Annotated in this window: 17 protein-coding genes; 1 reads left to right on the plus strand and 16 read right to left on the minus strand. The window is 40.8% G+C overall.

Features of this window, described 5'->3' with window-relative positions:
- Positions 1 to 278 precede the first annotated feature (278 nt).
- Entirely contained in the window at positions 279 to 1559 is a 1281-nt protein-coding gene (locus HWQ36_RS17525) for an ankyrin repeat domain-containing protein (protein ID WP_292704965.1), read from the plus strand.
- 548 nt (positions 1560 to 2107) lie between these two features.
- Here HWQ36_RS17525 and HWQ36_RS17530 read toward each other — a convergent pair.
- The 16 genes from HWQ36_RS17530 to HWQ36_RS17605 all read right to left on the minus strand — a co-directional run bounded on the left by HWQ36_RS17530 (position 2108) and on the right by HWQ36_RS17605 (position 23343).
- Positions 2108 to 3499, minus strand: coding sequence for a PP2C family protein-serine/threonine phosphatase (locus tag HWQ36_RS17530; protein WP_292704966.1), 1392 nt, complete (start codon positions 3497 to 3499; stop codon positions 2108 to 2110).
- 1186 nt (positions 3500 to 4685) lie between these two features.
- On the minus strand, positions 4686 to 6329 hold the full coding sequence (gene ftsY, locus HWQ36_RS17535; protein WP_292705011.1) for a signal recognition particle-docking protein FtsY: 1644 nt from the start codon (positions 6327 to 6329) through the stop codon (positions 4686 to 4688).
- 218 nt (positions 6330 to 6547) lie between these two features.
- Complete coding sequence (gene nusB / locus HWQ36_RS17540; protein WP_292704967.1) at positions 6548 to 7189, minus strand: transcription antitermination factor NusB; 642 nt, start codon at positions 7187 to 7189, stop codon at positions 6548 to 6550.
- A 122-nt stretch (positions 7190 to 7311) separates the two neighbouring features.
- Complete coding sequence (locus HWQ36_RS17545; protein WP_292705012.1) at positions 7312 to 8076, minus strand: DUF502 domain-containing protein; 765 nt, start codon at positions 8074 to 8076, stop codon at positions 7312 to 7314.
- 529 nt (positions 8077 to 8605) lie between these two features.
- Positions 8606 to 9514 carry a glycosyltransferase family 2 protein gene (locus tag HWQ36_RS17550; protein ID WP_292704968.1) on the minus strand — a complete coding sequence of 303 codons (909 nt, stop codon included), beginning with the start codon at positions 9512 to 9514 and terminating at the stop codon, positions 8606 to 8608.
- A gap of 118 nt (positions 9515 to 9632) precedes the next feature.
- Complete coding sequence (locus HWQ36_RS17555; protein WP_292704969.1) at positions 9633 to 10475, minus strand: HpsJ family protein; 843 nt, start codon at positions 10473 to 10475, stop codon at positions 9633 to 9635.
- Positions 10476 to 10717: 242 nt separating this feature from the next.
- A complete protein-coding gene (locus HWQ36_RS17560) occupies positions 10718 to 11362 on the minus strand; it encodes a TIGR04282 family arsenosugar biosynthesis glycosyltransferase (protein WP_292704970.1) in 645 nt (214 codons plus the stop codon).
- Between the two features lie 32 nt (positions 11363 to 11394).
- Positions 11395 to 11961, minus strand: a complete 567-nt coding sequence (locus HWQ36_RS17565; protein ID WP_292704971.1) for a GspH/FimT family pseudopilin — start codon at positions 11959 to 11961, stop codon at positions 11395 to 11397.
- Positions 11927 to 13003, minus strand: coding sequence for a glycosyltransferase (locus HWQ36_RS17570; protein WP_292704972.1), 1077 nt, complete (start codon positions 13001 to 13003; stop codon positions 11927 to 11929). The genes HWQ36_RS17565 and HWQ36_RS17570 overlap by 35 nt, the downstream gene beginning before the upstream one ends.
- Entirely contained in the window at positions 12996 to 13994 is a 999-nt protein-coding gene (gene hpsE / locus HWQ36_RS17575; RefSeq protein WP_292704973.1) for a hormogonium polysaccharide biosynthesis glycosyltransferase HpsE, read from the minus strand. Before hpsE (HWQ36_RS17575) ends, HWQ36_RS17570 begins: the two co-directional genes overlap by 8 nt.
- Positions 13995 to 14012: 18 nt before the next feature.
- Positions 14013 to 14975 carry a hormogonium polysaccharide biosynthesis glycosyltransferase HpsE gene (gene hpsE / locus HWQ36_RS17580; protein ID WP_292704974.1) on the minus strand — a complete coding sequence of 321 codons (963 nt, stop codon included), beginning with the start codon at positions 14973 to 14975 and terminating at the stop codon, positions 14013 to 14015.
- A 199-nt stretch (positions 14976 to 15174) separates the two neighbouring features.
- On the minus strand, positions 15175 to 15873 hold the full coding sequence (locus HWQ36_RS17585) for a prepilin-type N-terminal cleavage/methylation domain-containing protein (RefSeq protein WP_292704975.1): 699 nt from the start codon (positions 15871 to 15873) through the stop codon (positions 15175 to 15177).
- A gap of 28 nt (positions 15874 to 15901) precedes the next feature.
- The gene (hpsC, locus tag HWQ36_RS17590) at positions 15902 to 16885 is read right to left on the minus strand and encodes a hormogonium polysaccharide secretion pseudopilin HpsC (RefSeq protein WP_292704976.1); all 984 of its coding nucleotides are present in this window, start codon (positions 16883 to 16885) and stop codon (positions 15902 to 15904) included.
- Positions 16886 to 17012: 127 nt separating this feature from the next.
- On the minus strand, positions 17013 to 17696 hold the full coding sequence (gene hpsB, locus HWQ36_RS17595) for a hormogonium polysaccharide secretion pseudopilin HpsB (RefSeq protein WP_292704977.1): 684 nt from the start codon (positions 17694 to 17696) through the stop codon (positions 17013 to 17015).
- A gap of 21 nt (positions 17697 to 17717) precedes the next feature.
- Positions 17718 to 22706 (minus strand): hormogonium polysaccharide biosynthesis protein HpsA, encoded by a 4989-nt coding sequence (gene hpsA / locus HWQ36_RS17600; protein WP_292704978.1) that lies wholly within the window; start codon positions 22704 to 22706, stop codon positions 17718 to 17720.
- A gap of 460 nt (positions 22707 to 23166) precedes the next feature.
- Positions 23167 to 23343 carry a hypothetical protein gene (locus HWQ36_RS17605; RefSeq protein WP_292704979.1) on the minus strand — a complete coding sequence of 59 codons (177 nt, stop codon included), beginning with the start codon at positions 23341 to 23343 and terminating at the stop codon, positions 23167 to 23169.
- Positions 23344 to 23518: the final 175 nt, after the last annotated feature.

The following is a 23518-nucleotide window of genomic DNA, read 5'->3' on the forward strand; positions in this document are numbered from 1 at the left end:
TAAATCTTCATAAAAATTAGCATAACTCTATTCTCTATGCTTAAAGTTGCACAAATTAAAAGAGGCTGAGGGATGAGAACAGAAGACAAGAGTGAAGCCTCTCTTAATTTAATTTGCATCCAGTCAAGAGATAGAATGCTTACCAATACTACATTTCTTAATTTTGAATTTTGAATTTTGAATTTTGAATTGCGTAACCCTCTTGCCAAAGTGCATAAACAATCTCAGACTGAGTTTTGAAAGTAGACGAACAAAACCCCCTGTGTGGGATCTCATTCATGACTGAAAACAACGATACTTTGCTGCTAAAAGCTGCTAAAAGTGGTGATATTAAGGGGCTGTGTGCGCTACTGGTTGCTGGTGCGAGGGTAGATGCGTGCGATCACCTTGGCACTACGGCGTTAATGTTTGCTGCCAATTTAGGCTACACCGAAATTGTGCGATCGCTACTGGATGCCGGGGCAAATATCAACTTGCCCAGAAAACTCTATGGTTTGACGGCTTTGATGTTGGCAGCTAGTGCCAAACAACTTGACATTTTGCAGCTTTTAGTATCCAAAGGTGCTGATGTCAATGCCACTAATGAAGATGGTAGTACAGCTTTGATGGCCGCAGTCCTCAAAGGTCATATCGATGTAGTGCGAGTCTTATTGGCTGCTGGTGCGGAGGTGAATATTGCCGATAAAGATGATGATACTGCGTTGAAACTTGCCATTAAGCAGGGAAATATAGAAATTTTACAAGCAATTCTCCAAACTGGTGTCGATGTTAATATCCCAGATCAAGAGGGTGAGACACTCTTAACATTAGCCGCAGACTTGGGGCATCTGGAGGTTGTGGAAGCACTGCTAGCGGCGGGGGCTGATGTAAATGTGAAAAATGATGGTGGAACTGCATTATTGGCAGCAGCAGCAGGGGGACACAGTGCGATCGCAGCAGCTTTACTGGATCGAGGTGCTGAAATTAATCTCCAAGACCAAGATGGTGAAACTGCCCTACATCTTGCCGTTGTGGAAGGCTACATTGATATCGTGCAAGTATTACTTAACAGGGGTGCAGATGTCCAAATTAGGAACCGTCTGGGTGATACGCCACTGCTTGTAGCAGCATTGCAGGGACATAGCAAAATTGTCAAGGCACTCCTGGGTTCTGGGGGAGATATTAATGGGAAAAATCTTGGTGAAGTACCTTTGACGTTGGCTGTATCACAAGGACACACCCAAACAGTGAAAGCATTGTTAGACTATAGTGCTGATGCCAACACTCTGGGGGATGATGGCAAAACTGCTTTGATTAAAGCAACCGAACGCAAGCACACAGAGATCGTACATTTGCTGCTGGCAAAGGGGGCAGATGTGAATTTTCAAGACACAGCGAGGGCAACATCATTGATGTGGGCTGCCTCAGCAGGTTATGGCGAAATTGTGCAGTTATTACTCCAAGCTGGTGCAGATGTGAATTTAAAAAATCGGGGTGGTTATACTGCTTTGATGATTGCAGAATTTAATGGTCATAAAAATGTAGTGCGGAGTCTGCAAAAAGCTGGAGCGCAAGAATAGCTATTTTACTCAATTTTTCAACTAAAATATTTTTAGAAGTATCTTGACAAATCATTAAATGAAGGTTATTAACTTAAATACCAAGTAAGTTTAAAACTACCAAGTTTAGACTTAAAAAACAAAGAAAGCAAAACTCCGTCGTAACTGTTGTGAACTTGCTACGGCGGAGAAAAGAAAAATTAAAACGCCAAGAGGGAACAGGCTAAATGCTTGCGTGACAAGGATAGAAAGAAAGCAAAAATGAAGAAGTAAATTTACCTTTTACTTTTTACCTTGTACATTTTACCTTTTACCTGCTCTCCCCCTTGACGTTTCCTACTGTGCTAGATGTGCAAAATATATAGTTTTTGCTTAAACATAAATGTATTCTAAGGATCATTTTTTATGTATTATCCTAAAGGCTAAATACGAATGAGTCCTGAAAAAAGGTTAATGTGCGACTATTTGGGCGATCGCTAGGGAAATTTAAAGAAAAAATAAATTAAAAATTAAATTTAGTAGAATCACTGTGGTGAATCCACATTCTTGGATTGGGATTTAAGCACGATCTATAAAATTTGCAGAACAACTAGTGTCATATCATCAGTGTTTTGCTTATCATCACCAATGAATTGCTGAACTTGGTCAAATAGGTAATCCACAATCTCCTCTGGCCCATTGCAGTACTTGCAAGCCGTATTGAAGCCAGTGACAAAATTATCTTCATCGAAGCGATCGCCACCAGCCGCCGCCGCATCGGTCAAACCATCTGTATAGTAAATAATTGTATCCCCAGGCTCTAACTGTACCTGAGCATCTTCATATTGGCTGTTAGCGTCCAAACCGATTAGCATTCCTAGAGTATCTAAACGGCTGACAGTTTTCGTGGCTGCGTGCCACCACAACGGAGGATTGTGTGCCGCATTGCTATAAGACAAAATTCGACTGTGAGGATTATATTCTGAATAAAATAGTGTTACAAAACGGTGAGAATTTTCCAAATCCGCATACATAACTCTATTTAAGTTTTGCAGAATTTTTGCTGGGGAATTCCCGTGTAGCACTTCTCCCCTTAGCATTCCTCGCATCATCGTCATAATCAGCCCAGCAGGGACACCTTTACCCATGACATCTCCAATAACCAAACCCCAACGACCAGTTTCGGTGTCGCCTTTAGTCTTAGACCGAATTTTATTCTGATTGGTAGCAATAAAGTCGTAGTAGTCACCGCCGACACGATTTGCAGGTTTACAACGGGCCGCTAGAACTGCACCTGGGACTGTGGGACATTGACGTGGTAGAAGTCGCCGTTGAATTTCTGCGCCAATTTCTAGTTCTTGGTCTAAGCGTTCTTTTTTTCTTAGTTCTACAGCTAGTTCATCGTTTTCGATCGCTACTGCTGTTTGGTCTGCCACTAACCTAACTAACTTTTGCCTAGTTTCTGTCCAACTATATTCTGGATCGCGGCTCAATACATAGAGCCATCCCCTTTCTGTATGCTTTACCAGAATCGCCGTACCAAAGATTTGCACATCTGGCCCCAAATGACGATGCATCTGGTCATCCAAAATCCCCGTCGCATTTGCTAGAGGGGCAGTATTTGGCAAAAGCGTGATTTGACTGCTGGCTATTTCTAGCGCTTTGCGGATATTCTTGCGCTGTCCACTATCTTGCCAATGTAACTGTTCTAACCTGACTTGACCATTAGGTTTGTAGAGAAACAGGGCGCTGCCGTCTGCATCTGTCACTCTTGTTGCCATTAGCGGAATCAGTTCCAAAAACTGATTCAAATTATTGAAACTTCTCAGGGCAAATCCTAAAGAACTGAGCAAATCTTGAATTTTGTTCTGTTCCCGGTGCAACCTTGCCACGAGTTCTTTGAGTGCCACGACTGGGGTGACATCCGTCGCGGCACTACTATTGTTGTCAGTGGGTTGAGAGGGCAGTTGAGACACAGGCACAGGTACTATTGCACTTTATATTGGCAGATTTTAGATTACTTATAAGCTTTTTGGCTTTCGCATTGCTAAACCATATTTAGACAAGACTTGTCACTTTAGCAAGAGTATAAAGACGTAACAGGCAACTTTTATCAGTATTTTATTTGCTTATTGTATTTTTGATGTAATCTTAGTCATTTCAAATCATGTATTTTTAGTCAAAATCCAACCCGTAAAAATTACTAGTTGCGGTCATAGTTCAGAAAGCTTTTCCTTTTTTCATAACTTAATTTCCAAAGCATATCTCTAAAGTCAGAAAAATACTTTATTCAAAGAATAATTTATAACGCTTTCAGAGTAATTATTTGGGTATAGGCAACTAGGAAACTAGAAGTCTTTTGAGTGAAAACCTCTATAAGCGCTCAAATCGAGCTTAGTTTGGTCAAAACAGACTTACATTCATTCCCAAAGCTGAAAATATGTAAATAAGTCTTTAAATACTTAATCTGTATACCATAATTACCGTGATAATCGCCAAGGATGACACTAAATATAGAAAAAATATCCTCCAAGAACTTTAAGTCAAAAGCCAGAAACAGTATTGTCGTTTAATTATCAGAATTTAAATCTCTCGATTTACTACAAAAATATTTGTAGATTCTTTCGCAAGTAGGAGCGGAAAATACACCTGGGAGTGTTGAAACAGCTTACTTACACTAATTCGCTTTTTGAGTCCACAGTGGACGATTTTCCGAAGTTCTGATGATCGAAAGCAGGACTGACGCAAAAAAGCAGTGAAAGCCTTGATTTACCGTAGGGGCAATTCATGAATTGCCCCTACAGCGTATAGATTTGCGTAAGTCCTAATTGTGACAAACTCATGTTTTTAAGATTTTAACTGTTTCTAGTTAGTTCAAGTGATAATACCAGATCAGTTATCCCTAAATTTATCGGTTTGTCAAGAAAAATTTTTAACTCCCAATTAAGTAAGTTGACGCGAAAAAACCCAAGATGTTACGAAACGTAAATAGGCTTAAAGCTCTTACTAATGACCAATACAACTCTTGGAGACGCTATGCGAACGGCTTCGCGGTTCCTGAGCGTAGTCGTTCGCGCAGCGTCTCGTAGAGAAGGGCAGTACAAGTGACAAAGAACAAATGACAGCCTCCGCCAGTTAGCTTTAATTGTGCCGACGTACTTATTTCAATTAGCCACTCAAGAGAGCTTCGACAAACTCATAGCTCGAAAAGGGGCGTAGGTCTTCAATTCCTTCACCAGCACCAATAAAGCGAATGGGTAAACCTAGCTGTTGCACAACGGCAAGGGCAACGCCGCCTTTAGCAGTGCCATCTAGTTTGGTTAAGACAACGCCACTCAGTTGGGCAGCTTGGGAGAAAACTTCGGCTTGCCGTAGTCCATTTTGACCTAAAGTTGCATCTAGAACCAATAGCGATTCTACTTTGGCATTTGGAGCTTTTTTGTCGATAATTCGCCGGATTTTACCGAGTTCGTCCATTAAGTTTTTCTTGTTTTGTAGTCGCCCAGCAGTGTCTACCAGAAGTAATTCTGTTTGCCGCGATTGGGCAGCTGCGATCGCATCAAATACAACTGCTGCCGGATCTGTATTTTTTCCCGGATTGGCAATTACTTCTACACCACTTCTACTACCCCAAACCTTCACCTGTTCCACGGCGGCGGCGCGGAAGGTGTCTGCTGCCCCAATCAAGCATTTATAACCAGATTTTTGCCCTAAATGGGCAATTTTGCCGATGGTGGTAGTTTTACCGGCACCATTCACCCCAGTGATTAACCAAATGTTCAAGGTTTCTTTTTCTGGGGTAAAACTAGTTTTGTGGGATGCTTTGCTTGGTGCATCCAGCATATCCCGCAGAATTTTTTTCAGATAAGCGATCGCTTCTTCCGGTGCAGTAACTTCTTCTCGAAGTTTTGTCTGTAGGGCATTGATAATAAAGTCTGTCGCCTCTACACCCACATCAGCTTGCAAAAGTAATGCCTCAATTTCCGTCACAGCAGCTTGGTTAAGCGGCCCTTGACCAACGATCGCCTTTAGTTGGTTAAGGATACTCCGGCGAGTTTTGTCTAACCCTTGCCGGAGCTTTTTCAGCCAGGTAATTTCTTCAATAGAAACGTCTTCTGGATTTCTACCTTGAGCCGCTAAAACTTTCGCTGACCAGACAAACCCATCATCAAATACCAGTCCAGGAATTTCTTCTCCTATCTCTGAGGTTGCAGCTACTGGCTGTACTACCTCCGGTTCTGGAACTTCAATAGCGGTGGCTATTAGTTGTTCCAGTTTTGCTTGCCGTTCTGCCGCCGCCCGTTCTAAGAAGGATAAATTAGCTGGTGCTGTTGGCTGCGTTGCCTCTGGCGTGGGAATTTGTTCAACTTCGTTTGTGGTTATTTCTGGGCTTTCGACATCTGCTTCTTCAGCAATAGCAACTACTGAGGAATCTTCTGTATTTTGTTCCTCCGTAACAGTTTGGATAATTTCTGGCTGTGCTGTTTCTAGGGTTGTACTAACAGGTTCCTCAGCCGCTTCTGATTCAGTGATTTCCGCAATTGCCGTTTCTACAGTTTCAGGTTCTGCTGAGGCATTTTCTAAATCAGGCGGGGTTTCTACTACCTCAACCTGTTGTTTTTGCTGAATATTTTTGTAAGCAGCTTTAGCAAACGCCAACAAGTCTGCTGTTGTGTCTGGTGCAGTTTCAGTAGTTGAGGTTTCGGCTGGCTCTGGTTGGGGTTCTTGTGCAGGAGTGGTTTCTTCCTGTTTTTTATCAGAGGGAGTCTCAGAGGAATCGTTATGTTGACGGCGGAACCAATTAAAAACCATTGCAGCAGTATTAGTTATATGAGTTACTAATTTATAAGTTATGAGTTTAATTGAACTTGGGGCATTGGGCATTGGGCACTTTTACTGAGCGACCTGTGCCGAGCGAAGTCGAGGTAAGTCGAAGTATTGGGCATTGGGCATTGGTTATTAATTCTTTTCACTCCCTCATCTCCCTCATCTCCCTCATCCCCCTCACCTTAGCAAGTAAGTATAAAAGGCTATGCTGTTTTTTTCTGCTCAGTGACTCGGCGCAAAACACCGTTAATAAAGCGATGACCATCGTCTCCACTGTAGCGTTTGGCTAGCTCCACAGCTTCGTTGATGGCAATACTGTCTGGAACTCCTAAGAATTTCATTTCTGCCACAGCGATTTGTAAGATATCGCGGTCAATTTGGGCTAGGCGAGTTACTTGCCAATCCACTAAGGCAGTAGAAAGGAGTTGATCTATAATGTGTCGATTTTCGTTGACGGTAATCACAAGCTCTTTAGCGTAATTACGGACTCCCTTATCTTGATTAGCTAGTTGAATCAATTCGGGGAAATCAACTGCTGTACCTAATTGATTGATTGCTGTTTGGGTACAGGCGATCGCTTCTTGAAGCATTACTCTAGCAGAATCGAGATCGGAAGCGCGAGTTTGACTACTTAAAATGCGATCGTTACTGCGTTGTAGTTCACCTGCGGCATTATCGAGGGTATCTTGCACTTCTGAAGTCAGGGTGCGTACTGCTCCTAGCACCAACTTGGATACTAGTTGATCGTCTGGTAATGTATCTAATTTTTTTGGGTTGACTGGCAATTGGCTAAGGCTTAAAAGCGCCAATTCACGAGCAATTTGCTGGGGTTTACGAGGTTGCATAAAAGTCAGGGGTGATTGTGCGAGAACTGATTAACTAAGCGGGGCAAACTTATAAGTCTATCAATTTTGGCACAGTCGAACAACAAGATTACGCATTTGCTTGTGACTTTGCCAGATTGATTTTAAGTTTCTTCAACGGAAATAATCTGCTGCTTGATTTCGTCGTGTTTCCCTTCCAGGGTAGATTCTTTGGGAAAAACCAAGGGCGGATTAGGGGCGACAATGCCACCTGATACAACTATTTTAAAAGCGTCTTCAATGGACATGGAGAGGTTCACCACCTCGTCTTCAGGAACGACTGCGTACCATCCGGTAGTTGGATTTGGGGTGGTGGGGATAAAAACACTTAGCACGGGGCGAGACATCTGGGATTGAATATCACTACTGATTGCACCAGTGACAAAGGCGATCGCCCAAATTCCTCGGCGGGGATACTCTACCAAAATTACCCGACGAAACTTGCCATTAGAATCTTTTAGTATTGTTTCTAAAAGCTGTTTGAGAGTTTTGTATACCTGTCCAGCTAAGGGAATTGCCTGTAATAATCGCTCACCAAAATCTAACAACCACCGCCCGGCAATATTGCGAGCCATCAAGCCCATCAATAAGATACATAGTAGTGGTACAGCTAATCCTACTAATAAATTCAGTAAATTTACTAGAATCGGGTTTAACCCATCAAAAGGATTCAGTTGTTTGGGAATTTGGGTGAGGAAGTTGATTACCCAATTAGCAATGGTAATTGTCAGCCAGATAGTGGTTGCTAGGGGAATTACTACCAACAAACCAGCAATCAGGTCGTTTTTTAAGTCCTGTTTTAGGCGATCGATTACCAAGCCCCGATTCTCCTGTTTTAAGCTAGAGGAACTTTTGTTATTGGTATCCATACCAGCAAATTCGTCAAATAGCAAAGGCTTTACTTGAAGCAATTTCTGCCGCAAGTAACTATCCAAAACGCTAGCAGCTTGGCTGCTACAGCAAAAATACGTACTTGTTGCTGTAAATCAGCTATTTTTCTACAAGCATAGACATAGATATAAACCAATCCGATGGCGGCTGGTTATTCTCAGAGGATGTTACTTTTCCTTGTAAGACTTGTAAATGATTGTTGCAAGTCATGAGGTATTACTAATCTATCGCGCTCAATCAAAAGCTGCTCATGATTGTGAAAGTACCACCAGGTAAACTGAGGAGTTATTTTATATGGTCAGTCACCTTTGATCGGGAGCGCCTTTTATGAAAACGGTCTGTTAAAAATATTAATTTATTATGGTGGTTTTGTTTAAATGTAAAATAGGTTAGGGTAGCACAGCTAGCTGTGCTACCCTACTTCAGAAATTCTGATTTTGCGATCGCCTACCCGCCCGATCGCTACCTGTTGATTTTACCGGGAATCCTTCTAATCTCCAGTCCCCTTTATGCCACATCAGCCTGTGTAGTTTCAGAATCTGCACACTGTAACCGTTGTGGACTCTCTTGTGCCAGAATTGCTGTTACGTCTAAATTAGGTTTTGGTAGATACTTCATTTCCCAAACTTTGAGTAAAATTAAGTATTCGTAAAATGCCTGCAATGTACACCAAGCAAGTCCAGCGTGTCCATCTAAACATCCGCCTAACATAAAATACATATATACAAAGCGTAGCAAAGGTCTTGCAGGTAAACGCAAAGACAAATCTTTCAAGGCGCGGCGTTTTTCGACTTCCGATTTGCCAAAGAATAAATCTTGCCAGTTGACCTTCCCCTGTTCTAGCTGATACAGCGTTTCTTGAGCTTCATCTGTAGAATAACGGTTATGCTTTTCAATCCAACGGCTCAAACCTTTGCTACAAGTGTAGTGCGGGTATGTTTCTTTTAAAAAGCTAGTTGCACCCTCACAAACTTCCCGCTCAGTATGACCATAGTCAGTAAACCACACCTTACCGTGGCGGAAGAGACGCATTTGGTAACGGGGATACTGTGTGCTGTAGCGAATCCAACGATTCATGAACATGACACGTTCAGCCACGTAGTAACCGATGTAATCGGGATTCTGACTGACCTTTTCGCATTCCGCGAACAGTTCTGGTGTCATGCGCTCGTCAGCTTCGAGAATATAAACCCATTCGTGCTTGGGGGGGAGAGATTCTAACATCCAGGTGCGTTGGCGGCCGTGGCTTTCAAAAGCGTGTTGGACAACGCGGATGGGATAGCGACTGGCAATTTCCACAGTGCGATCGCTACTGCATGAATCCACAACAATAATGTCATCCGATAGCATCGCTGATTCGATACAAGCAGCAATATCTAGTTCTTCGTTATATGTCAGTATGTAAATTGAGAACATTACTCAAGTTTTATAGCGATTTTATTCAGTGATAATTGTATTTTTATTAGCTATTAGGCGCATGGCAGTATAAACCGAATAATTTTTGTATAAGTCTTACTGCCATGCCAATAGTGGATTAACGGGCGGTAGCTTTAGGTTTACCACCTTGTACAGCACCCATACCTTTTAAGCCTGTCCAGCCGATGATAATGTAACCAATGGATAACAGCAAACTGCTAATCCCAATCCGCAGTCCAGACTTCCAAGCAGTATCTTTAGCTTGTTGTTCTGCTTCTTCTCTGCGCTGGCGAACTTGGCTAAGTTGTTGAGTTCGCAGTGTCTGAATATCTGTTTGTTGTTCGATAGCTTTGTCAAGTGCTTGGGGATCTGTTTTAGCTTTCTTCAGTAACTCTTTGATATTTGGGGGAATTTGAGAGCTTTCAAGCGCTTGCTTGTATTTTTGATCGTCTTTGAGGATTTCACTAAACTGAGCTTTGGTTTGGGTTCGCAGTTGATCTAATTGGGCTTTTCCTTGCTCAGTATTCAGTTGTGCTTGCAATTGCGATAACCGAGTGTTGAGTTGAGCTTCTGCTTGATCTGCTTCTTGGGTGATTCTATTGAGTGTTTGAGTCTTAGCTTGATTGACGTTATTGAGGTGCAGGGGAAAAATCAGCAAGAACATCAACCCTAAAATACTTGAGAGAATCACGGCGGGAAATCTTAAATCGATTCCTTGGGGGCGATCGCTTCCTGCATCAGCGTTTTCAATCCAATAGGCAGCAAACAGCAGCCCCAGTCCTACTAGAGGAACAATCCCCCGATCGACTAGCGCTGTTGCCAAGTTGATTTGCCATACCCGATCAGTCGGCTGAAAGGGTAACAATAGAATAAAAAAGTCCACAAAAAAGGACAAAATGCAGATTATTCCAACTACCTTAACGGTGAGGGCAGTACTCACGGAAGTAAAACGGTTAACCATAGTTTTTCAAACTGGCGGTGAATACGAGTGATTTTCATATTTCAAGTTACTTGAATATTGTGCCCATGACCGTGACTTTTGTGTAGAAATATAAAGCAGATTCAATATTGGTAAAGGCTATCTGCCTCTTGGTTTTCAACTAGACCACAGTAACATTTGTTATGTACAGTGTCTTCAGGAAATTCCTAGTATTTGAAGATACGCAGCTAATGCGGGGCTATGGATTCAGATCCCCGACTTCTTCAAAAAGTCGGGGATCTGGGCACTTGTTCCCAAATCGGCAGATCCTCTGGTCGGTCAACATCAGCTAAAGGCGATAAGTTCACGTATGATAGATGAAGTTTCTGGGCAATGTCTACGGTTTTCAGGAATACTTGAGCAGTTCCCCACTCGATGTTAACGAATAACTCCGGGATAGCTTGGCGCAAACCAATCAAGTAATATCCACCGTCGATCGCAGGCCCAAGTACGAGGTCAAAGGTGTGTAACTTTTCAAAAGCTGTTGCTAGAATTTCGGCATTGACTCCAGGACAATCTGTACCGATGATAATTACTTTTTCTGCACCAGATTGAAAAGCATCAAAAAGCGATCGCGCCATCCGTGAACCTAGATCGCCTTCGCCTTGAAACTGGTAAACCAAATCTAACCCCAGCCAGTCTTGCATGAGTTGCAAATCGCCACCCGCAAATCGCACTTCCACAAATATGGCAATGGCTTTTTGCAATTCTTGAACCTGACATATCGTATGTTCAGTCATTTCCCGTTGAAGATTGGCAGCACCAAGATTTCCTAAAGCAGGTATCAATCGGGTTTTTGTCTTACCTGGCTCTGGATAGCGAGTAAAAATAATCAGGTGCTGTTTTGGGTTTGCTGGTAAGTTCAGCACACAATACCTTTTTTAATCAACTAAGAGATATTTTAATAGCAATACCTGTCGTTGTCGGTTGTATTATGCTCCTTTGCCGTTCGCATTGCCCCTAAAATTGTAGAGACTATTACACAACGTTTAACTTTACCACCGTACTTACTGGATAGCGTGATCCTTCCTAGCGGTGGTTTACTAACATTACCTCTATAATCAAATTGGATTTGCTTGATGCCATTTAACTCTGATAGAGTTGTTTCCTCATCTAAGCGCACATTGGAATCTAGATTATTCCAGTTAGCCGCAGATGGGTTGACTGTAGCAGGATGAACTGCCCATTGAATAATGCCGTTTTGCTCACGAAAGCTGGCTTGCCAAGTCAACTTTTCCTTACTGGCTTGGCTTCGGGCTTGATAAATAGCAAGTTGAACTTCGTTTTGAGCAGTGTTGAGACGGCGAGTCTCTACAAAAGCTAGCCAGTTAGATATTCCCAGCGTAGCTAATATACCAATTAATACAACAACTATTAACATCTCTGGTAGGGTAAAACCACTACTGGAGTGCTTATTCAAAAGATTTTTTGTATTAACTAGAGACGGTAAATGCACCCGGATATCCATTTTTGTCTTCTGATCGCTTTTCAACTACCCAGCCGTTGAGCAATGTTCCAGTTTCTTGCCTTCTTAATTGACGCTGGTTAGTAATAATGTCTATCAAGGTAGGCATAATAAGGATTGCGACAATTTTCAGTGACAGTTTTAAGGTAAAATTTATATTCTGAAGTCTTGAAGGGTCATAAATAAAATACTTCCACAAAAATATAGCAGCAGCTAGACCTTTTTTTCTGTTTAATGGCTTTTGTAGAGCTTTGCAAACCAGGTATTTGTATAAATTTGCTAGACTTAGATTCCAACTATCCTTTAGTGCCGTTCCTGTAGTGTCTCGTAGAGAAGGTCTTTCCTTATAAGCTCTCTTGAGCACTTGCAAACAGGATTTTTCCTGTCTGACAAGATTGCAAGAAACAGAATTAGGAGTCATGCGATATAAGATTTGTACAGATGGGACACATATAAAATTAAACTTAGAGGCTAATCGCAGCCACATATCCCAATCCTGAGCCGCACCTAGAGATTCGTCAAAGCCACCTAATGTAATTAAAGCTTTTCTACAAATTAAAGGATTGGAACCGTTCTCTAAAAAATTATTTAGTAACAATTTTTTATAAACATTTCCATTAGCAGTAACTCGCTTTCCAGAAAGTACAAATTCTCCCTTTTCATCAATATAATCAGTCCAACTGTAAGCCACTTTTGCAGTAATGTTTTTTTGCAAAGCCTTTAATTGGGACTGAAGTTTATCAGGTTTCCAAAGATCATCTGCATCTAAGAAACTAACAAATTTTCCAACAGCATGTTGTAGCCCTCGGTTACGACTAACGTTTCCGCCAGCATTAGGATAGGAAAATACTTTTATTCGTGAGTCTGGAATTTTTGTAATAACTTCTAAAGTTGAGTCTTGGGAACCATCATTTATTACAATTAATTCTAGGTTATGAAAAGTTTGATTTAAGACAGATTCAATAGTTTTTTTAATAGTTTTTTCACTATTGTAAGCTGGGATAATCACACTAATTAATGTTTTGTTTAAAGTTGATTTAATCATTTTGTATACTTGTTCTTTTAAAAATTCTGTCTAACTTCCATCTTAAAGAATAGAAGGGACTCATCATACTAGCTAAGTAAAAGTTAATCTCAAAAAGTGCGATTAAATTACTTTCTAATTGACCTCTATACTTAATAAGATGGTGTAAGACTCTGTGTAAATTTCCCAAAATAGTTTTAACCAAAAGTATTGGTTTTTGCCAATTTTTAGCATTGATCAAGCGTAGCTGGAAAATACACAGGCCACAACCACGTGCTATTACTAGTAAGTAATCTTTTTCTAGCCGCCAATGTGGAATTTGATGATCGATATGCATCGCGGGATTGTACCAGATTTCCCAACCTTTTTTGTGCAAGTATAAGAGAGCTTCTGTATCATCCCCACCAACCATCAATTTAGTTAGTCTACCTTTAAAAACCAATTGTTCAGGAACACTTTCACACCAAGCTTGTTTACGGACAACTAGCGCAGCACCTGGAGGAAGTCTTAAATTATCTGCATCAAATAAATATGGTTGTGAACCGTGTTCTCTAATGGCTAGAAAGGCTTGAATTCTTGCAAAATCTTTTGGGGGTTTTACTTCAAAATCTCCATGAATTTGACCACTCCAGGCACCAGCTTGAGGATGCTCTTTGCCGAAAAGATAAGACTGCAAAACCCAATCATTTTTTGGAAGATTATCATCATCTATGAATGCAATAAACTCGCCTCTGGCCTCATTTATAGCCCGCATTCTTGCGAAGGCTATTCCCTGTTCTTTTTCTAAAAAGTACCTCACTGAAAAGTTTTGATTAGAAAACTTTTGATAATACTCACTTATTTTATTTGTATCATCTTTACTATTATTGTCAATAATAATAATTTCCCAATTCAGATTTTCTACTCCTGTCTGATTGAGTAACAAATCTAAAACTTTCGGTAAACGTTTGGCTCCATTGTATGTAGGAATAGATACAGTAAAATCTAAGCTGCCAAGTGCATGTTTATCCATAAAATATTATTATTTAAATTATTTTTTAGTTAAATAACCATTCTTCCAAAGATAAAAAGGACTAAATAAGCTGCTTAAAAACAGTTGCATTTCACAAGCAGCAACTAAATCACTTTTCAACAGAGTGTTATATTTAATTAAGTGTAAAGCAATTTTACGCAGATCATTTATCATATAGGCTAAAATAAAAAATGGCCTATACACTTGTTTTATATTCACCATTCTAGTTACACAACGGCTAAGTCCAATACCTCTAAAAAACGGAATTAAATAATCTTTTTGTAACCGAAAAATTGGTATTTTGTGAGAAATTTCCATTTCTGGGTTATACCAAATTTCCCACCCTGATTTTTGGATGTAAGACAACATTTCTAAGTCTTCACTGGTAAGCATATTGCCTTTAACTCTCCCAGTTAAAATAGACTTATCTGGTACACTTTCTAACCACGCTTGTTTACGCACAACCAGTCCAGCAGAGGGAGGTAGTAATTTTTTGGCTGCTTCATATAATAGCGGTAAATTACCTCGCTCTGTAATTGCCAAAAATGGGGCAATTCGCTGAAAATTCTCTGGTGGTTCTACTTCCCAGTCAGGATGAATTTGGCTGCCATAAGCTCCCGCTTTAGGGTATTTTTCACCAAAATCATAAGCTGCGGATACCCAATTTGATACTGGATAGTTGTCATCATCTAGAAAACCTATCAATCTACCTTTAGCTTCTACAACTGCCCTTTTTCGGGCATAAGCTGCCCCCTGTTGTGCTTCAAAGTAATACTTTAAAGGGTAAGGATATTGCCAGTTTTGCTGATAGGTTTCAACAACTTTAGCTGTGTTATCAGTACTGTTATTGTCTACAACTATAATTTCCCAAGATAAATTTTCGGTGTGAATTTGGTTTTTTAGTCGTTCCAATAGTTCTGGCAAACGACTTTCACCGTTATAAGTTGGGATAGCTACAGTAATATCAAGGTTTTCAGTCATTTGACAAAATTTATATTTGATATCTTGATTAAGACACTTTTTATTTTATACATTGAGCCAATAGCTAGTTTATTACTGACTCTTAAATAAATCTATCGAACATTAAAACTGCACCTGATGTTTTAATTTTGCTATCAACGTGCAGTTTTATGTACAGTATTATTGCGTATCTTTTAATTAAGATTGCTGCATAAGCTACTTAACTGCATTTATCATCTTTTGCTGTAAGCATTGAACCTAAGAGAGTTTTCACAATGACACATCGCTTGGTGCTACTAGCCGATGTAGAATTTGCAGAGTTTGGTACAGCTACCACAATTTTTAACCCAGGTGCTTCTGTCGCAGGGGCTGTAATTGTTCCAAAGTTTGCATTTGGTAAAGTCCCCATATAGTCAAAGGTAATTTTTGTTGATGCACTTAAAGTGTCAGATACAGATGAACCAGCAGTGTTTTCACTGCTGAGATTCGTACCTATCAGAAATTTATTAGAGCTAACTCCTATATCCGCCCCTAAAGGTTTCCATGTGGGACTTCCATCGCTACGATAAATGGCAACCTCTACATTTTGGGTTGTGCTATTTTTCTGAAAACTGACGCTGTAGTTAAGTTTTTTGTTTTTAGCTTCGCGCTGTCCTTCTCGTAGTGCAGCTAAAATAGCGTCATTAGCCTTATTCACTTGCTGTCGGTTCACAAAAGCAACCCAACCAGGAGCTGCGATCGCTGATAAAATTCCTACTATGAGCATTACTACTATTAATTCTATCAGGCTAAAGCCAGCATCCTTTTGCAAGTATGCAGATGCATAGCGAAGTCTGTTCGCCAAAGATGCCTGCTTTGGTGTTTCTACTATAAATTGTTTAGGAATTTCGTTTAACCTCAATAAAGCTGTGCCGTGCATACAATACCTTTCATTGATTAGCTAGAGGTTATTTACTAAATAAAAATCCGCGTCCTTGGACTCGAATGCTTGAACTGGGAAAATAAGTTTTTGTGTTATCAGCATAAGCTAGGTTATTATTTTGCAGACGAGCAAGTGCATTACCTCTGATGTATACCTGTGCTAACACTTCGTTGGCATCGACACAAGCAAAAAATCCGCTTGTTTGACTGCCTACGAGGTTTGGACTAGAGCAAGGTGTAGTGGTAGAGGTAGGGGCAGTGGTGCTAACGTAATCAATCAAAGTATCCACACGTTGAGTATAACTACCTGATGCAGTCTGCCATTGATTCATTTTGTCTTTGAGCGTAGCACCGCTCTTATTTATTGGTGGTGGATTAAATCCAGTATCACTTGCACTTCCTGTTGTATTAGCATTAGCCGCATTCACTGGGCCTTGAAGTTCAAACCTGCCAATCCGTGCTTCTTGAGACCAAGTGGAGTTGGTCTGATTTGGATTTGTGATTAAGTAGTATGCTACTAATGAATAAGCAAAGCCATCATCTGCATTTGCACCAGTCTGAGTGCTGGCACTAATGCCAACGCTATCAGGCTTAAGCTGACGTTTCCAAAAAACAAGTATTGGCGTGCAAACACTCGGACTGCTGCCGGTAGTTGGGTTACAGTTAGGAGCGGATTTGACTGGTGGGATTTGGTCTGCGATGCCTGAACTAGTAATAGTAGTATTTGTGTTTCTGGTAACACCATCAGCATCGTAGATGTAAACTGCTTGTTGTAAGTCACGAGCAATATAATCTAGTGCTGCTTGGATTTCTTGCTCAGAAGTTGCTTTGGCTTGTTCTTTGCGATCGCCATCTAGAATGTTAATCATAAAGGCCATTAAAGGCGTTATGATTAATACTGCCATCACCATAGCTACTAGCAGCTCAATCAGGGTAAAGCCGCTAATTGTCTTATTTATTCCAGAGCGTTTTAATTGAGTACTCAGGATAAATTTCAGTGAATTTATCATGCTGCGGGTTCCCTTTTATTGAGAGATATTTAAGAATAGACTTCTTGCATAAATATTTGTTTATCTCACACAAAGGCGGAGAAAAAGAGTGTAAAATCGGACGTTTTGCAAGAAGTCTAATTAAAATTCAATTGCAACCACCTGTGTAGCGGGCACAAAGGTCGCTGTATTTAGGCACTGCGTCGTTAATATCTGTTGTCATTTCCACTAAAGGTGATGTACGCTGACCTACACCTCCGGTGAAAGTAGCTTGTGTTGTCTTAGTTGTAGAAGTGTTCTTGAGTAGGGTAGTGCTATCTTTGAAAGCATCTGCTCTGTAAACCCGCACACCTAAACCATATCCACTAGTAGCATTAGTACTAGCTAAGTTGTAGCGAAAACCCTGTACAATCATGTCTGTGACACTAGTGTTTTCGCAGCCACCACTACCATCAAAATCAACGCAGTACAAAGATGTCCCCGTTGGGGCTGTGCAGTAAGAGTTTGCTGTTGCACAAGTTAAAGTTCCCGTAGCTGTGGGAGCGGCGTATGCAGTTAGGGTATCAGTACCCGTAGAGGTTGGGGCCGCGATTTTCTTAGTTTTCACCGCATCAATGTATGATTTGGAAGCTTGTGTGGCTAATTCTATCCGTCGGGATTGTACACGAGTTGCCACTGACAGGGAAAGAACTGGTGCGATCGCAACTAGCAAAATGCTAACCACAAGTATCGCTACCAAAGATTCAATAATCGTGAAACCCCCTTCGCTGCTTCGTAGGTAGAATCTAGCTGTCTGTAACCTTTTGTTGTTAGCTTGTTTCCCTATCATCATGGCAATTTACCTAATATTTAATTAAACCGAGTCATCTGGTATGGATGAAGGACAACTACTTGTTGGGCGATATTCATTTGGAACTGCATTTGCGTAAGTTACTGTCACTCCTGTTGCTGGGATACCTGTTTGATTACTAGCTTCACCAGCACAGAGCAATGTTTTCACCCAGGTATCATCTCGACCAACTTCTCTAAAGTACTCATTGGGGCGACCTGTTGGAGGTAAGGTAAATCTTTGAGCAAACAAGTCTGGTTGCTCTGACAAAAGGCCAACATCAAACCCCCATTGTCTATTTGGTGCCGAGTAGAAAGGCAACAGACCACTAGCGTTTTTAGTTGGGTAGGTGTCTAATAAGTAGTCAAAAAGGCTGAGATTATAGGTCTTAGAAGCAGCAGAAATTGCATTCGATTGTCTGTTTGTGAAAATGGGTGCAATTGGCGCGGTGGAGAAGCTACTCCGCTTTAATTGAATAAAGCTACCGCTAATTTTGGCTGTTTTTGTATCCCAGTTTTCTAACAACCGGACAAAGTTTTGCAAACCCGATGAGGTTTCATCTGTTCTACTTGGACTATTTCCTACTACAAAGGTGGCATTGAATATAGTGTTAGTTGCCCGTTGCAGCCAATTAGGCTTAAAGTCATCCCCATCGGCTATTGCGGTTGCGTCCGTTCTCAAGCTAGGAGGATTATTATTTGCATCATGAATTTGTAAGACTGGTACTAAGAGCGGCTGATTGTCCAAATCAGGGTCAGTATCAGCGTCAGGCCCATCAATGGGGGGGAAATAGAACAGTGGTTTGTCACTTGCGTATGTTGCTTGGTCTATGTCTCCTGGGTTAGTTGTGCTATTTGTGGTTCTAAACCAAAAGGCGCGGATGTTGCTGTCTGTTAAGCCGTAATTAGTGCCATAAGTACATCCATTATTGCTATAAGCAGTACCAGTAGTATCCAAGGGGCAACCTACACCCATAGGTTTGTAAATGCCAGCACTGCTTGCGACCAGGTTGTTGCTATTATCACGGGCAAATGCAACTCGACGGGGATAAAGGAGGTCTGTAGCCAGAGTATTTTGCAGGGACAAATAAGTTGTACTTGTATCACCAGACCCCAGTCGCTCTCTGATACTTTTGTTATATGTAGTTGTAGCATTACTGGTGTCACAAGAAGGAGCTCCAGTACACCAACTTGATGGAAAAGTGGAAGAGAATGCAGTAGACCAATTTGACAGTGCAGTAGTAGTAGCAGTAGTAGAACCAGCAGCAGCAGCTATGGCTTGACCTAACTGATAGGTTTTGATGTTTCTTTCAACAAGCGAGATATCACTACCGTTTAATGTGTAAGTTTGTGAAGTGGTACTTAAAACACCATCTCCATTGATGTCAAACCCAACTAACCAATTTTTAGTAAGGTCTGAGGAACTGTTATCACATTCTGAAACTACTAAACTACGGCACATTTCCATGACATACAAGGGTTGACCAGTAACCCGGCGCTGAATTGGAGTTACTCCATTTACTAAGTAAGAGCCTAGAGAAATGTTAGGAGTAACGCTAGTGTCTAGTCTGGGATTACCGTCACTTGTCCAAAAAGAACTGGTTGAATAGCTGTTTTCCCAAAAACCATTTTTCAGACGTTTTAGTCTTCTATCATCTAAAGTTGCTAAGAAAGTGGATGAAGGTGTGGGGCGGGGAGTTAAACCATCCTCTACAGTAATGCCAGTGTTATTGTTCAAATCATAATCACCTTGGCTACGCACACCATCTACGAAACTGCCAGATAGTAAGCTCATGGAATCTGCAATGATTGTTGCTGGTCTCCAAAAGTCACCTCCAGTAGTAGGACAACCTGTTCTTCCTGGACGACACGCAAATCTATCTTCGCGTGTATTACGTCCATAAAAGTCGCTACTTGCTGAAACTGTAAATTCCTCAATTTCCGTAGTGCTACTTGTACTTGTACGGTGCAAATTGAAGTTGCCTTTGATATATACAGGTAAATTTGTTACTAAAATCAAACCTTTTTCTTTGGCATTATAAGCATTGCTACTAGTTCTTGCTAAAGTTCCCCCATTAATCAGGCGGATGCCGTTTGGCCGGCGAGTGGGGTCAAGTTTAAAATCGGTCGGGCTGAGTAACTCGGAGTTAGATGTGCTACCTACATTACCTTCAGTGTATGGCTCACTCGCATCGCGCAAGGCATCATCTCTAGAGGCGTAAATAATCCCGCTATAAGGCAATAAATACTCGTTTGTTGTTATTGCTGTCGTAGCTAGTAAACCTAAATCAATGTCAGTTACCCTAACCTCTAGGGGTTGGCGCTGTTCTAAATCTAAGTCGTATGTGCTTGATGTGCTTGAAGCACTAATCTGCTTTGCTTCCCTGGCATCCAAGAAAGATGCTTCTTTGATTGCACCGTGTGGAGGTTGGTTAGTAGTAGTAGGAGTAGCAACAAAACCATTTTGATTACTAAAAATGGAAATAGCACAAAGTGCTGTATCGATTGCTGAATAATCAGCTAGCTGCAAACCAGTACTAGGTACTGTGGTAGCAGTTCCAATTTTTGTTAGAGCATCTTTTAAAGGTTGATTAACCCAACGCCCGTTGGGGAATTTCAAGTTGGCTTGTAGTTGTAGACGAGTTTTGTTAATTGTAAAAGAGGTTCTTCCAGGAAAGTTGTAAACAACGCCATTGTTTGACCGACCGTTGGTAGTATCTACACCATATCCACCATCTTGATTAACTTTGTTTCTAATTGTATTTGCGTTCGAGGGATCGTAATAGCTGCTTACACAAGCGATCGGTTCTTGGTCAGTGCCATAGTCTACTTTGTAGTGATAAACAGCCGTGGCTCGCATTTTGAGATCGCCTGAGCGAACATTACCAGGTGTTGACATTGGCATTGTGTCAGGCCAGACAATTGTATTATCAGTTGCAGAAGGAGCCGTTAAGAATGAACCAAGTACACTATTACCTCGTGGGTAAAACGGGCCAGTTATTACATTTGGAACATTACCAGAACCATCTACATAAATACCTGCACCAGTAACAATCCGCACACCACCCACACTATCTAAATCGTTTGTAGGATTTGCTGCGGCATTTTCTTCCCAAAAACCATTTCGGTCTGATAGACCCAAATCTGTAACAGCTTGTATTTGAGTATTACGCCATCTTTGTTGAGCATCTGAACCAGTTGGTCTAGTCCAATTAACAGCAGCGCTACTACTCGTAATTAACTGGTTAGCTTCTGAGCCAACATATTGAGTGCCTTGTTGCCATAAAGCAGGTAAGTTGTTACCTACAAGAACGCGATCGCCTAATTTGGTCTGAATGCCTTCTTTTTTTTGTAAATCTGGATATGTCGCCTCTAGCTGAGAAGTACTTAAAGTAATACCTGTTGCACCAGTGAACTGATTACTAGTGTTTACTGGCTCTCTCCAGGTTTGTTGAGGATCTAAACTGGCAGTAATAGCGGTATATCCATACGTTTGATCTCCTCCTGTAGCATCTGCTACTTCTGCAAAGGGTACTCGACGGGTACGATTCCGCAGATAAATTTCTATTTCGTCATAGAGGATATTTTTTGCTGTGGTGATATCATCAGTATCCTGTACTTTTTCTGTGACGTTAGTTTTCACATCACTTGGATAACCACTACCGTTAACAGCAGCTTTGAGAGCGCTACCAGTAGTTGTAGCTGCGTCATTACACGTTGTGCATAAAGCGATCGCAGTAGTCTTCATTGCAGCAATACGCTTATTGAATGCTGCATCATTGAATCCAATCTCCGCCCCACCAGTACTGCTTGTAGATTTATTGGTGTTGTTAATATTATCTGTGCTAATGTCATTGCCAAAACCTTTATAAAGGTCAACGTTTACACTTGTACCAGTATTATTTTGAGCAAGACTACCATTTCCGACATTTCCCCCAACATCAATTTGCCCGTTTTCTTGATTGTAGAAACAAGATGTTTTGCTACTAACTTGCCGAAAAGTTATATTACCACCACTGTTAATGACACCTACTAGTAAGTTGCCATTTGTGTGAATTCTTCCATTCAGCAACAACGTTGTACTACCTACTATGACTTCCAGATCGTTCTCAAACCAAACAGCATTATTTGAAAGGGGAATGCGAGTGCGGTCTTGCTGAAATTCTAGCGCTACAACGCTTTTATTTCCTTTATAGGCTTCGTATTGTGTAGCACTTAAGCTGCCTAGTTGAGTAATTGGTACATTAACGCTATAGACAAAGAAGCTTTTACCCAGATTGCCACTGTTTAACTTATACCAACTTGAGTTACCCACTAAGCTAGAAAAACCACTGGCACTACCGCAGTTTTGGCTTGAGGTACCATCCATTGGTGGGGTTCTAGCTTCTAGAGCTTTTCTTTCACGACTAAACTCCCCTGAACTGTTTCTAGGTGGTGTACGAAAGTAGATTCCATAGAGAGTAAAAGTGTCTTTCAGACCATTATTATCTGTATCAACGGCAAATTTCCAAGCACTTTTTAGTGTTTCATCACTCTCTAAAGTGCTACTAGTATCAATGCTGTTGTTACCGTTAAAATCTAAAGCTAGCTTCAGGCGAGTCTCATCACCAAGCCTATACTTATCTTTTTTCAGAACATCATATAAAGCGCTATCAGAGGGAGTTCCTCGTGGTAGTGTTGGGTCTTGTAGTAGTGCATCTATTTTTGCTCTAGCACGGTCAATAGCTGGGGTAGCAGCGTTGAGTACAGCTTCATTCACCCTGACATTGCTGGCGTTTTTGGAGCGTTCAAAAGACCGAAATAAAATTGCAGTTGTTAACAGGACGACTACCAAAATTACCATCGCCACTGTTGGCAACACAAAGCCAGCATTCGCCGAGACGTGTCTTCTTCGATTGCCGAAAAAAGCCCTTAGTAGCCAAATAATTTGCTTGTTAATTGCAGATAAAAACTGCTTGCTAATTTGTTTGAAGGTTTTTTGAATTGCCTTGAATAGCTGGCGTTTTCTAGGCATAGCTGCTTCCCTGTCAAGTGGTTTTTATTTTTTTATTGTTTTAGACATAGGACTTACACAAAACTAGATGCTGTAGGGGCAATTGATGAATTGCCCCTACCTGAAAATAGGGTTTCGGCTATTGTTTGCGTAAGTTCTGAGACATCTTCAACTATGCCCGTAAAGTATTTTTATAGGCATCAGTTGAAGCTATATTTATTTAACTACTGCATCTTGTTTTCTTAACTTTCAAATAAAGTAATTACAACAAAAGACAATTTGTTAAAGTTATATCATTTATGAATTGTTCATTTTATCCGGTAAATACTGATTTTTTGAAAATTATTTAGTTTCAGTCCAAGAAACAGTAAGAGCATAACTTCACAGTAAATTTGCGGAAATATATTTTATTTAAAAGCAAATTTATGAAGATGCTGTTGACAGAGTAGGCTTATAGTACCCAACTGTTAAATGAAAAATATCACTTAGGTACAAAATAATCAGATATAGCGGTTATCACTTCGGTGGAATACTGTCGAAACCTTACCCTTAATACTGTTCGGTTAAAGAAAGAGACGCGATGAATCGCCGTCTCTACAATAATCGGTCTTTCGTCTTGACGGCGATTTATCGCATCTTTGCGATCTAGAATTTTCATCAAAAAACCTTAACTTAACCGTATTGACCCTACTCTGACTTAATCCCTCTTCTTGCTAATGAGAGGGACAGGTTTTGCGTAGTATAACTATGGTGAGGTTTTCTTGAGCTATTCGGTAAACTGTAAATTCTGCCGAGAGAGATTTGTCTGTATACCGTAACTTCTTAATAGGTAG

The organism is Nostoc sp. NMS2, from assembly GCF_017115105.1.
GTDB lineage: Bacteria > Cyanobacteriota > Cyanobacteriia > Cyanobacteriales > Nostocaceae > Nostoc.